Here is a 13,053-nt window from a genome sequence, read left to right as displayed (position 1 = left end):
AGAATAAATAACCAAATTTAGAATGTCATTTCGATGAGCAGAAGAGGCAGTGGAGTGGGAGCGAAGAGAAATCTTCTGCGCAAGGCACAATTCGCTTTGTATGTTGTAGAAGATTTCTCCTCACCCCTTGCTTATCCCACTACGTTCGTCGAAATGACATTTGCTTTTTAGTGTTGTTTAGTAATTAACTGTTTATATAAATCGATATGCTTTTGAGCGATGATCCGCTCTGAAAATTTGTCCATCACCGTTTGCCGTGCGTTTTGATTCAATTGTTGCCTGTCGGGATGATTGATGATCCATTCCATCCCATCAGCAAAGCTTTCTGACGAACGATAAGTAGCCAGGTAACCGTTGTGTTCATGCGTCACCATATCAGGGATACCACCAGTGGTAAAAGCAATCACCGGCGTACCACAGGATAAACTTTCCATTACGGTATAAGGCAGATTATCCTCTAAAGATGGTATCAAAAATGCATCAGCAGCTGCATAGCAAACCGCCAGCTGCTCATCATTATTGATCTTCCCCAAAAACGTTGTTTTGAATGGAAAATCAGGCAGGTTCTTATCGTCCCTGTTTCCAAAAACTACCAGTTCCACCTGATCGGCTTTCTCACCTAATCTCGTCTTTAATAATTCCAGACTTTCCAGAAGATAACTCGTCCCCTTATGCATATCCTTACGCGAAGGCATAAATCCACTTAACAAGATAAATTTATCCTCAGGTAATTCGGCTTTTCTTTTAACCTCCGTTTTGTCCTGTGGTTTAAAAATGTCTGTCTCTATTGTATTAGGAATCTGATTAATCGTTCTGTCCTTTAACAAGCTGCTTCTCAGAATAGAACTCTTCATCCAACTGCTTGGGGCAATAATATCAAACCCTAATTTTTGATAAGCTCCGTTTTTTTGCTTCCAGATGCGATGGGAATAGTCATTGGGCGAAGCATTTTTTAGCAAAGGGCAATCGCCGCATTCGCGTTCAAAATGGTCACAAGTATAGCGGACGTGGCACCCCCCTGTAAAAGCATTGCTGTCGTGAAAAGTCCAAACGACCGGCTTGTTCAGCTTGGCGATTTCTGCAATATGTTTAGGATTTAAGAATCCATGGTTTACCCAATGCAAATGAATGATATCGGCATTCTTCACGTCCGGGTGATGGATAACCGAACGTCCAAACCACGTAAATGAAAAAGGTGTTTTAACGGCTTTCAGATAACGTTTAGCCCAGGCCCTTTCGAGCAGGATAGTAGCTGCCGTCCACGCTTTTTGAATCAAATTTGTGTTAAAGTCACCTATCTGCGGATTTTTTCCGAATTTATAGTGCACAATTATTTTAGAATCAATATTTTGGCTTAATAGTGCACGGTTAAGCCGCATACAGGCACGGCCTGCACCGCCATTACCATCGTAGGTATTTAAATGCACTACTTTTAGCATGTTCCAAAAATACATTTATTCAGTTCAAATAAATTTCGACGCATGAAAAAACTATACCTGATCCTCTTATCTGCATTCCTGGTTCAAAATCTTACCAAAGCACAAGACAAAGGGGTTTATTTCGCCTCTTATCCAACATTAACGCCCGACGGAAAAACGGTGATCTTCAGCTACGAAGGCGACCTCTGGAAAACCGATGTGAGCGGCTCGGCAGCTGTACGTCTGACCGCTATGCCCGGCGAAGAAACTCACGCGCATGTATCGCCTGATGGCAAATGGCTGGCTTTTTCATCAAACCAATTTGGCAATAATGATGTATTCATCATGCCCATGGCGGGTGGTGAGGTAAAACAACTCACCTTCAGCGACGCAAATGATGAGGTCGATTCATGGAGCTGGGATTCAAAATCTATTTACTTCAATTCCAATCGTTACAATGCGTTCAGTGAGTATAAAATCGGACTGGAAGGTGGCACGCCAAAACGTGTTTTCGGCAATTATTTCAATACCATTCACGGCGTAGTAGAGCACCCGCTAACCGGCGAACTATTTTTCAGCGACACCTGGGAAAGTAATTTCTTCTCTAATCGTAAACATTATAAAGGCGCATATAATCCTGATATTCAATCATACAATCCAAAAACCAAAGCTTACAAGCAATATACTGATTGGATTGGAAAAGATTTCTGGACCACATTGGACCAAAAAGGCAATATCTATTTCGTATCAGACGAAGGAAACGGGGAATACAACCTCTACACTTTTGTCGATGGTAAAAAAACTTCATTAACTCAATTTCCGACGTCTATTAAACGGCCGTTTGTAAGTGCCAATGGGGAAAATGTTGTTTTTGAGAAAGATTACCAATTGTTTGTGTACGATGTTGCTTCTAAACAAACTCAAAAACTAAACTTCACTATATTCCGCAACGATGTATTACCTAAAGAAAAAGAGTTTAATGTACAGGGGAAAATCGACGCGGTTGATGTATCTCCCGATGGCAAAAAACTAGCTTTCGTTTCACGTGGTGAACTGTTTGTAAGCGATCTGGAGGGCAAATTTGTTCGCCAGATTGAACGCGGTAATGCAGAACGTGTGACCGAAGTTAAATGGCTGCCTGATAGCAAGTCGTTGATATTTAGCCAGACATTGGGCGGTTATTACAACTGGTATACTGTTGAGGCGGATGGTTCGGGTACGGAAAAACAGATCACCAATGAAAAGCAGAATAACCGTGCCATCAGTGTTAACAAAGATCATACGCAAGGCGTTTACCTGAGCGGCCGCGAGGAGGTGAAGCTGATCGACCTGAAATCGATGGCTATAAAAACTATCGCCAAAGATGAAATTTGGGGAATTGAAAATTCCCAGCCTTATATTTCACCAAATGGCCAATACGTGGTTTACAATGCACACAGAAATTTTGAGTCGGATATTTTTGTTTATGATATTCACTCGGGTAAAACACTGAACCTGACTAACAGCGGTGTTTCGGAATCGGAGCCGTATTGGTCGCCTGATGGAAAGTATATCTATTTTAGCTCATCGCGCTTGTATCCCGATTTCCCTTATGGTGCGCGTGATATCCATATTTATCGTATGCCGCTGCAAAAGTTTGATGAGGCTTTTCGCATAGATAAGTTTAACGACCTGTTTAAGGAAGATAAAAAGGACACAGCAGCCAAAACCAAAAAGAAACCTTTATCCGAGCAACCGGCTCCAAAAGCACCATCAGATATCGTGATCAATACCGAAGATTTGATGAAACGCCTGGAGCGCATCGGACCAGGCTTTGGCGATCAGGGTTCGCCTTATGTAATACAGAAGGGGGATAAAACGCTGGTGTATTTCTCATCCAATTACGAAGAAGGCAAATGGGGCATTTATCGCACCACATTACAGTCGTTTGAAGACCCGAAAACAGAAAAAATTACCGGTGTGGATGCTCGCGGATTCGATATTTCTGCAGTTAAGGATAAATACTTTTTAATAGCCCAGGGGAACATTTATACCCTCAATATCGATAATACCAAACTGGATAAGATCGACATCAGTTATAAATTCGACCGCGACCTGGAAAGCGAATTCCGGCAAATGTTTGACGAGGCCTGGGCAGGACTGGAGGAAAATTATTACGACGGCGGTTTCCATAATACTGATTGGAAAAAGGTTCATGATATTTACAGCACCTATCTCCCTTATCTGAATAACCGTGCCGACTTGCGCCTGTTGCTAAACGATATGCTCGGTGAGCTCAACTCATCACACCAGGGATTCTATTCCGGTGGCAGCGAGGAGAGCAAGAATCTGCATTATCGCACTATGGAAACAGGTATCGTATTCAGTAATGACGACCCGTACAAAGTGGAATCGGTATTAAAAAACAGCAATGCTGATAAAGCTGAGATCAACGTTGAACCCGGCGACCGGCTGAAAGAAGTAAACGGCGTTACAGTAGATGAAAAACGCGACCGGAATATCTATTTCACCAGACCATCCCTTGATAAAGAATTGCAACTGACCTTCGACCGTAAAGGCAAAGAAATTAAAGTAAAAATCCACCCTGAATCAGGTGGGCAGTTCGTAAACGATCTTTACGACGAGTGGATAGAGAATAACCGTAAGGCAGTTACCGAGAAAAGTAAAAACCGCATAGCCTACGTCTACATGAAAAATATGGGTTCCGACGCTTTACAGGAGTTCCTGCAAGATATGGTGGACGATGCCTATAAAAAGGATGCACTCATCCTTGACCTGCGCTATAATACCGGCGGTAACGTGCACGATGCGGTATTGCAGTTCCTGTCACAACGACCATACCTGCAATGGCAGTACCGTGGTGGTCAACGCAGTCCGCAGCCAAACTTTGCACCGTCTGGCAAACCGATCATTTTATTGGTAAACGAACAGACCCTGAGCGACGGTGAGATGACTGCGACCGGATTTAAGGCCTTAGGTCTGGGCAAGATCATCGGTACAGAAACCTACCGCTGGATCATTTTTACCACCGGTCGCGGTTTGGTTGACGGTTCATTCTATCGTATACCTGCATGGGGGTGCTATACATTAGATGGGAAGGACATTGAAAAAACAGGCGTATCTCCTGATATTTATGTAAAAACCGGCTTTACTGATCGTTTGGAGAATAAAGACCCGCAGTTGGATAGGGCGATTGATGAGATTATGAAGCAATTGAAATAAGGATTATCCGACAAAAAAGAGGTGTCATGCTGAGGCTCTCGAAGCATGGTGGGTATAGCCTTTACGCTCTATCCTTCGACAAGCTCAGGATGACACCCAATTTTAATTATTTCTTCACCAAATATTTCGCCTGCATTTTACGCATAAACCGCACACCTCTTTGCAACAGGTTACCTTTGCGTTTGCTCAGGAAAGAGCGGATGGCCGCATAAGCCTTTTCATCCTCCTTTATTTCAGCAGGAAAATGTTTTACCGCCTTCCGCGATATCTGCACATCGTACATCTTTTCTATGTTGGAGTGCACACCTGTGCCGTCATGCCCGATATTGTTAATAAGCGAATGCGCAGGATTGAGTGCTAACCCATCTTTCAGAAAAATCGATGCGTACCAGCGTATAGCCCATGAGTTGTTTTTTCCAGCTTTAAACTCGCGCATTTGTTTCCAGAAATTCATGGTGCCTTCTATGGAGAAGCGCAGGATGCCTGGTTTGCTGAACTGATCTGTAAGTTTATCAATATCCGGTTCAAAGTGTTTCCAGGCACGTGCCCAGGTTGCCCAGCCCCAACTGGTTGCTGCGCGGTAAAAGAAGGTTTCAGGGAGGTTTTTTTCTTTCAGATCGTACATATAGCCCCCTATATGCATCACCCTTTCTTCGTTAGCATAGCGGTTAAGGGCTTCATTAAAATATTGCAGGGCGTAAGGTGATGAAAGCAGGTCATCCTCAAAAACGATCACCTTGTCATACTCATTCACCAATTTGGTTACCCCGCTGATGATAGAATTGGCTAATCCAAGGTTCTCATTTCTGGCGATCATTTTTACTGATTTGAAACCAGTAACTTCTTTAACCAGTTGCCTCACTTCATCCACTTTTGCTTTATCAGCACTGGTTTTAGGCCCGTCAGAGAAAATGTACAAACGCGACTCTTCAGCCAGCAGGTTTTTTTGCAAATAGCTGATGGTACGGCGCGTGTGTTCAGGCCGGTTATATACAAATAAGGCTATGGGCGCAAGGTTCTGCATTATGATGGATTAGAATATTTCTACCTGGTGATCTGCCTTTTTGCAAAGCACCGTGTAAGCGTTTGCCAGCTTTTCACTCGCTTTTTTACCAAACAGGCTAACCAAACTCTTTTTTACCGCATATTCCGAATTGATCTTCAGATCGGTAACGAAGCTTTTGGGCTTCTTTTGGTTGATGTATGTATTAAACTTTGTTACCTCCGGTTCGATCATCGAGGTCAGGTCGGCCTCGATCTCAAAACCCTCGGTCTTCAGCAAGTATCGTAATGAAGTGGGCGTATATACATTAATATGTCCGTAAGCCAGAAAATGTTTTATCCGGTTATCTACACCCGTTTTATAATCCCTGGGCACTTCAATAACAAAATATTTAGCCACCCGTTTTAGTTCGCGTAATAATAATCGCTCATGTTCCACATGCTCTAATACGTGTGATAGAATGATCAGATCAAAGCTATCAGCGGCAAAAGGTAAATGATAGCCATCAAAAATCTGTACTGATTCCAGGTTAGCAATATTCCGGGTTTTGATATGCTCAACACCGCTCTCTGATATTTCTACTGCATGCAACTCCGGTGCAAAATTCTGATCGGCTAGTATTTTCAGTATGCTTCCGTCCCCGGCGCCTACTTCCAGCACTTCTTTGAAAGAATGACCTTTGCAAACGTCGATAATATGCTGCGCTTTGTATTTGGCGCTCAGCATGCGCCAGGCCTCGTCATGCTTTTGGTAAAACTCGTCGTAGGCTGTTTTAACGTTATCGCTGATGATCTCTGCTGCCATAATCAAATACCCAAACAATTATCATCCTTATAAAATACCGAAGTTGATTTAAGATAAAATAGCCCCGGTGATATCCCGCTAAATGCAAGATGTTTAAATCCATTCTTCACCAAAAAGTCAATTGCCGGTTTATATTTCTCCCGCTCAGAATCATCCAATACGATAACCCCATTTGGTGATAAAGCATCTACCGCCCTCGTAGCACAATTCACCCTGTCGCGTCCATCAACAATAACAATGTCGAACTTCTCTTCCAGCTTAACAGGCATGATGGAATAGTCACCACCACGGGTCAGCTCACAGAAGATCATCTCTGAGTTCTCAGGCTTTTTGCTCACTATCTTATCGTACCACTCTTTATCGTGTTCTACAGAAACGACAACACCCGCATATTTCGCATAAAAGAAAGTAGAATTACCCGAACCGAATTCAAAAACAGCATGCTGTTTATTCAGTCTGCTCCTTATAAAATCAATAAAGGAATAAGTTACCCATGGGATGGGATCACTAAACTCGTCAACCGGCGAATGCGTATCAAACGCCTTAAACCAACCGATATCTTTTAGATACCCTTTGCTGTTAAATGACAATAACGATTTCAGTCGTTTAGGCTGACTCAGAACCTGCAGCAATGATGAAATTTTGCTCAACGTTTACTAATTTTTTGAAACAACGAAATTAAAAATAATGACCTTAACATAAGCAAACCTTGCTCCCTTGTTTTAGGTATAAACAAAATAAAAAAAGTAGCTATTCCATATGCTGCCAATGTTGCATAGGCAGCACCTAATATCCCATACCTGGGCAACCAAAATATATTTAGAACGATATTCACTATTGCACCTACGCCTGTTCTCAGCATCGATATTTTAGTATAACCTTCTGCGATAAGGTATTGCCCGCTTGCACTTCCCAGAAATACGAACACCCCTGCCCAAACATGTACCGCCAGAACCGGCGCACCGGACCAGAATTCCGGGTGCCTGGAATAAGCGATATGATATACAAATTTGGAGGCAAATGTCATAAACAGAGCAATTGCCATACTGATAACCACCATCAGGTCGTACATGTTTTGCAATCTTTTTTTATATCTATCTGAGTCTGTCCTTCTGGCGTTCATAATAGCCGGAAAAACAGAAGTTACAATGGCCACAGGTATAAAATACCAGCTTTCGCTGAGATTCGCTACTGTAGAATAAATACCTAATTCGCTTGTTTTTAAATAGATTGGTATCATCACCTGGTCAATCTTCATGTAAAGAGAAACCAGTATGGCGGAAAAAGCTAACGGCCAGGAATGTTTTAGAAGATAAGTAGCAACTACCGGGTCATATTTCCACTTAGATATGGTATTACCACTCTTTAGGTAGGATATAATATAGCCTGCTGCTATTAAGACCGCATCAAATACGAGTGAATAAACAAACCATATCAGAGGCAGCTTTAAAAGGATCAATATCAATTTAACGATTGCGGATATAATATTACCGCTAACATTGATATACATGATCTTTTTTGCCTGCACACTAGCCTGAAAAAAACTGTCGATAATATTTACCGATTGTATAACTGCAGTGAAGGCAACTATAAAAACATAATGGAATGGGGTATCGAGATGATTTAAATGATTAGCTATAGTGTATGCCAAATATACCAGTGGGATTACACCAAAACCTGCAACCACTCTCATCCAGAAGGATGTTCCCAATAAAGCATCTTTCTTATCAGGGTTATTCAACAACTCCCGCGTTACAAAACCATCCAGGCCCAACGCGCCTAAAGCTAAGAAGAAAGCCATTAAGGCGGTAGGATAGTTCAATATCCCAAATTGCTTCGCGCCCAAATAACTGGAAAGGGCAAAAGTGTTTATGAGGAATTTTATAGCCAGGCTCCCAACTCGTGCCAGCATAAGCCATCCCGTATTTTTAAAATACTTTTCGAGTGCTTCCTGATCAAATCCCGGGATACCTGGTATGCGCATAGTTTGGTTGGTAAAGGTATAAAAAAAGCTAAACCCGTAATTATCAGGTTTAGCTTTATGATAGTAGGGTCAGCTATTTATTAATTTGTTGGCTTGTGCAATATGCCTTGTTTATCAATATACCATGGTTTGCCTTTTGGATCAACCGAAATACTTGTACCTGAAATTTCCGGCACCTGTGACCAGGTTGAACCACCCTGCAGTTTATATACTGGCGGATTGTATGTAGCTAAAGTAGAATCTTTGCCTGTTACATATACAGAGCCATCAGCGCCAATGCCAATATCGTTGCCATCGATTCCGAAGATAGGGTTCCACAAATAAGTGCCGCCATATTGGAAAACAATGTTTGATTTATTCACCACCCATGGTGTACCGGTTGGGTCAACTGCGATACGGATGCCGGCGCAATCCGCCATTTTATCCCAGCCTGAACCGTTCCATTTCTCGATAATATTTCCACCTGTTATGGTAGCAAATTCGGTACCTATGATGAACACGGAACCATCTGCGCCAATACCGATATCAGTTGCTGTTCCCGGCATCTGATCCCAGGCTTTAGTGCCGGCGTTGTAACGGAATATCAGGTTCGATTTAGTTACTACCCATGGAATTCCCTGCGGAGATACGGCCACCCTGATCGCGCCTACATCAACCAATCTGTGCCTGCAGCCGCAGCTATCAACCCGGTAAATGGCATAACCACCGGTAGCTACGCTATCGTCTCCGACAACGTAAACCGTACCATCGGCGCCGACGCCAACGTCTGTTGCTTTACCCTGAACAACAGTAACCGAACAGGTTGCAGAAACAGCATGCGATTTACTTTTTACATTGATGGTGGTAGTACCCGGCTTATGAGCAGTGATCATACCGCTTACGCTTACAGCTGCAACAGTTGAGTCTGACGAGGTCCAGGTAAGATCAGAAGCTGAATAATTTTTGCAAACCAGTTGTTTAGTCATCCCTGACTCAAGGGTTGCATCGTTAAAAGTGAGTAAAATTGAGTTATCGGGCTCGGTTTTTACATCCTTTACACATGACGTTAACAATAGAGCTACGCCCACGAAGAGCGAGAACAGAAATAATAGTTTTTTCATTTTTGATAAGATTTAGGATTCTAAGGTATTTAATTAAATTCAAATAAGCTCTTTTAATTTGGCTGATGTAATACTCCTGATGTATCTATGTACCAGATTTTACCGTTGGCATCGGCAGATAACCTCATAGCATTTGACAGTCCGGCTACTTGCGACCATCCACCGCCGTTGTACTTATAAATATTTGGCAAACTTGTATCCATCCCGCTTACATATATTGAACCATCGCCGCCTGCCGCGATATCGTTAGCTGATACCCCATATATAGGGTTCCATAATAAAGTACCACCATATTGGAAAACTATATTTGATTTATTAGCCACCCATGGCGTACCAGTTCTATCGACCGTGATATTAATGCCTGCACTTTCAGGCATGACATCCCACCCTGAACCATTCCATTTCATAATATCAAATCCACCGGTGGTTGTAACAACCTGGGTACCGATAGCAAATATCGAACCATTCGAGCTGATGCCGATGTCAGTTGCCAGGCCTTGTACTTGCGTCCATGTGCCGCCGGAATATTTAAATACCTGGTTTGATTGATTAACTATCCACGGAACACCCTGCGGAGATACCGCTATCCTAACACCCGATCCATTTGGTACTCTATGGAATTGACTGTTATAAAATTTAAATATGCTATTGTCGCCTGCTGAGTTCACTGAATCAGAACCCACCACATACACTGACCCATCAGCGCCAACACCCACATCTGTTAATTTAGCATTGGTAACCGTTAAATTTAAAGCGTTTGAAACGGAATAAGTCTTGGTTTTTACGGTGATAGTAATTGAACCCGGCTTAAGAGCCTCTATTAATCCGCTGCTGCTAATTGTTGCTACCGTCGTATCAGACGACGACCATACGAATTCTGATTGCACATAGTTTTGCCCGGTTAATTGTTTTGACGAAGCAGCCGGCATAGTAAGACTACCAACACTAAGTATATTGGCTTCCTGTACGATAACACCACAAACAGCTAAAGCCCCATGTGCTTTACTTTTTATGGTGATAGCAGCCCTGCCTTTTTTGTAGCCTGTAACTAACCCTGCGGTATTAATTTTAAAAATTGTAGTATCAGATGATGCAAGGATCAACTGGTCCACTGTATAATTTTTTGTGGTGAATTGTATCGTCCCGCCCGTGAGCACTTTCAGGGTATCAGTGGAAAGTTCAATTGCAGGACTTGGTTCGACAGGTTTCTCTTTCTTACATCCAATAAAAAAACCCACACCGAAGATCAGAAAAAGCAGACAAAAATGTTTTCCCATCAGTAATAAGATCCAGATATTTTTATAAAGTTAAAAACAAATATTATTCCGATAAAGAAATTACTCCAAAAAAAAGCCTCAATGTATGTACAATGAGGCTTTTAAGCTTTTAGTTATATTAATTATTGATTCACAAACTTTTTCGAGTTCACCTTGCGCTCGTTCTCTGTGAGGAATATCTTCCTCAAACGCATACTTTGCGGCGTTACTTCGATATACTCATCAGCCTGGATATATTCCATTGATTCTTCCAATGAGAATTTAATAGCCGGAGCAATACGCACGTTATCGTCGCTTCCTGATGCGCGCATGTTGGTCAGCTGCTTGCCTTTCACTACGTTGATCACCAAATCATTATCACGAATGTGTTCGCCTAAAACCTGGCCTTCATATACATCAACACCCGGATCAACAAAGAAACGGCCGCGGTCCTGTAGTTTGTCAATAGAGTAAGCAGTAGTCTGACCTTTTTCCATTGATACCAACACCCCATTCAAACGGCCAGGGATAGTGCCTTTCCATGGCTCATACGCTTTAAAGCGGTGTGCCATGATAGCCTCACCTGCAGTTGCGGTTAGTACGTTATTTCTTAATCCGATGATACCGCGTGACGGTATCTCGAACTCTAAGTGTTGCAAATCACCTTTCGGTTCCATTACCAATAATTCACCTTTACGCTGAGTTACCAGTTCGATCACCTTACCGGCTACATCGCCCGGAACGTCAACGATCAGGGTTTCAATTGGCTCATTTTTCACACCGTCAATCTCTTTCACAATTACCTGCGGTTGGCCTACTTGCAATTCATATCCTTCGCGACGCATGGTCTCGATCAACACTGACAAGTGAAGGATACCACGACCATAAACCAAATAGGAATCAGGCGAATCGGTTTCAACAACCTTCAGCGCCAGGTTCTTTTCCATTTCTTTGTAAAGCCTGTCGCGCAGGTGGCGTGAAGTTACAAACTTGCCTTCTTTACCAAAAAACGGTGAAGTATTGATGGTAAAAAGCATGTTCATGGTCGGCTCGTCAATTTTGATAACCGCCAGTTGTTCCGGATTTTCAAAGTCGGCGATGGTATCACCAATTTCGAACCCTTCAATACCAACTACGGCACAAATATCACCCGATTTTACTTCGGTTACTTTTACTTTACCCAGTCCTTCAAAAGTGTAAAGCTCTTTAATTCTTGATTTCTGGATCTTGCCGTCGCGTTTTACCAGCGATACCGGCTGATTTTCTTTGATCATCCCTCTTGCCACACGACCGATAGCAATACGACCTACGAATGAAGAGTAATCCAATGAAGTGATCTGCATTTGCAGCGTACCTTCAACTTCGGGAGCAGCAGGGATATGATCCAGGATGGTATCCATCAGCGGGAAAATATCTTCCGTCGGCTTTTTCCAGTCGGTGCTCATCCAGCCCTGTTTTGACGAACCGTAGATCACCGGGAAATCCAGTTGCTCTTCGGTAGCCTCCAGGTTAAAGAACAATTCAAATATCTGTTCATAAACCTCTTCAGGGCGGCAGTTTTCTTTATCTACTTTGTTCACTACCACAATTGGTTTCAAACCAAGTGACAAAGCCTTTTGCGTAACAAAGCGGGTTTGCGGCATAGCGCCTTCAAAAGCGTCGCACAGTAACAACACACCATCAGCCATTTTCAATACGCGCTCCACCTCGCCGCCAAAGTCGGCGTGGCCCGGGGTATCAATGATGTTGATCTTAACATCCTTGTACCGAACCGAAACGTTCTTAGAAACGATGGTGATACCACGTTCACGTTCAAGGTCGTTGTTATCCAATATCAATTCGCCTGTTTCCTGGTTGTCCCTGAAAATGGCGCAACTGTGTAAAATTTTGTCAACAAGGGTGGTTTTACCGTGGTCAACGTGTGCGATGATCGCTATATTCCTGATTTTTTGCATGAAAATGCCGCTCCTAAATTTGCGGCAAAGGTACGCTTTATTTCCCAAATCCGGAAGTGCATGCCTGACTATTAAAGGAATAATGATGTGGGGTTAACAATTGGGGTGGATAGGATGAGTAGCAATGGCAGGTGGTAGTGGCAGTAAATAAAAATAAACTATGTCATGCTGAACTTGTTTCACTGTTGTCCGGTAAAAGATTTTATTAAAAAAGTTAAAGGGGTAGTTTAAAGCTACCCCTTCGTGTTGATATTTGAGTTACCACACTTAAATACACAACATGAGCAAAAGTACTTTTTTTACCGGACAGC

General features: G+C 42.6%; 9 protein-coding genes. 1 reads left to right on the top strand and 8 read right to left on the bottom strand.

All coding sequences use genetic code 11. The features are described 5' to 3' along the window. Positions 1 to 167: 167 nt before the first annotated feature. The gene (locus VIM89_RS23875) at positions 168 to 1,454 is read right to left on the bottom strand and encodes a glycosyltransferase (RefSeq protein ID WP_488158708.1); all 1,287 of its coding nucleotides are present in this window, start codon (positions 1,452 to 1,454) and stop codon (positions 168 to 170) included. Positions 1,455 to 1,481: 27 nt separating this feature from the next. On the opposite strand from VIM89_RS23875, the gene VIM89_RS23870 reads away from it, so the two are divergent. Beyond that, on the top strand, positions 1,482 to 4,640 hold the full coding sequence (locus VIM89_RS23870; protein WP_488158707.1) for a S41 family peptidase: 3,159 nt from the start codon (positions 1,482 to 1,484) through the stop codon (positions 4,638 to 4,640). Between the two features lie 106 nt (positions 4,641 to 4,746). Here VIM89_RS23870 and VIM89_RS23865 read toward each other — a convergent pair whose 3' ends face one another. The 7 genes from VIM89_RS23865 to typA all read right to left on the bottom strand — a co-directional run bounded on the left by VIM89_RS23865 (position 4,747) and on the right by typA (position 12,742). Beyond that, positions 4,747 to 5,664, bottom strand: a complete 918-nt coding sequence (locus VIM89_RS23865) for a sugar transferase (RefSeq protein WP_488158706.1) — start codon at positions 5,662 to 5,664, stop codon at positions 4,747 to 4,749. 9 nt (positions 5,665 to 5,673) lie between these two features. Beyond that, complete coding sequence (locus VIM89_RS23860; protein WP_488158705.1) at positions 5,674 to 6,447, bottom strand: class I SAM-dependent methyltransferase; 774 nt, start codon at positions 6,445 to 6,447, stop codon at positions 5,674 to 5,676. 2 nt (positions 6,448 to 6,449) lie between these two features. Next, positions 6,450 to 7,097: a class I SAM-dependent methyltransferase gene (locus VIM89_RS23855; RefSeq protein ID WP_488158704.1), complete on the bottom strand. Its 648-nt coding sequence runs from the start codon at positions 7,095 to 7,097 to the stop codon at positions 6,450 to 6,452. Further along, a complete protein-coding gene (locus VIM89_RS23850) occupies positions 7,094 to 8,431 on the bottom strand; it encodes a flippase (protein WP_488158703.1) in 1,338 nt (445 codons plus the stop codon). Before VIM89_RS23850 ends, VIM89_RS23855 begins: the two co-directional genes overlap by 4 nt. Positions 8,432 to 8,511: 80 nt before the next feature. Then, the gene (locus VIM89_RS23845; protein WP_488158702.1) at positions 8,512 to 9,531 is read right to left on the bottom strand and encodes a tectonin domain-containing protein; all 1,020 of its coding nucleotides are present in this window, start codon (positions 9,529 to 9,531) and stop codon (positions 8,512 to 8,514) included. A gap of 53 nt (positions 9,532 to 9,584) precedes the next feature. After that, positions 9,585 to 10,808 carry a tectonin domain-containing protein gene (locus tag VIM89_RS23840; protein WP_488158701.1) on the bottom strand — a complete coding sequence of 408 codons (1,224 nt, stop codon included), beginning with the start codon at positions 10,806 to 10,808 and terminating at the stop codon, positions 9,585 to 9,587. A gap of 122 nt (positions 10,809 to 10,930) precedes the next feature. Then, on the bottom strand, positions 10,931 to 12,742 hold the full coding sequence (gene typA, locus VIM89_RS23835) for a translational GTPase TypA (RefSeq protein ID WP_488158700.1): 1,812 nt from the start codon (positions 12,740 to 12,742) through the stop codon (positions 10,931 to 10,933). Positions 12,743 to 13,053 lie beyond the last annotated feature (311 nt).

The organism is Mucilaginibacter sp. (assembly GCF_036568825.1).
Lineage (GTDB): Bacteria > Bacteroidota > Bacteroidia > Sphingobacteriales > Sphingobacteriaceae > Mucilaginibacter.
The sequence above is the reverse complement of the archived record's forward strand: the minus strand, read 5'-3'. Positions and strand labels throughout refer to the sequence as shown.

Coding starts and splice junctions, on each gene's coding strand:
- VIM89_RS23860 (WP_488158705.1), bottom strand. CDS start 6,447: ATGGCAGCAGAGATCATCAGCGATAACGTTAAAACAGCCTACGACGAG.
- VIM89_RS23845 (WP_488158702.1), bottom strand. CDS start 9,531: ATGAAAAAACTATTATTTCTGTTCTCGCTCTTCGTGGGCGTAGCTCTA.
- VIM89_RS23875 (WP_488158708.1), bottom strand. CDS start 1,454: ATGTATTTTTGGAACATGCTAAAAGTAGTGCATTTAAATACCTACGAT.
- VIM89_RS23840 (WP_488158701.1), bottom strand. CDS start 10,808: ATGGGAAAACATTTTTGTCTGCTTTTTCTGATCTTCGGTGTGGGTTTT.
- VIM89_RS23870 (WP_488158707.1), top strand. CDS start 1,482: ATGAAAAAACTATACCTGATCCTCTTATCTGCATTCCTGGTTCAAAAT.
- typA (WP_488158700.1), bottom strand. CDS start 12,742: ATGCAAAAAATCAGGAATATAGCGATCATCGCACACGTTGACCACGGT.
- VIM89_RS23865 (WP_488158706.1), bottom strand. CDS start 5,664: ATGCAGAACCTTGCGCCCATAGCCTTATTTGTATATAACCGGCCTGAA.
- VIM89_RS23850 (WP_488158703.1), bottom strand. CDS start 8,431: ATGCGCATACCAGGTATCCCGGGATTTGATCAGGAAGCACTCGAAAAG.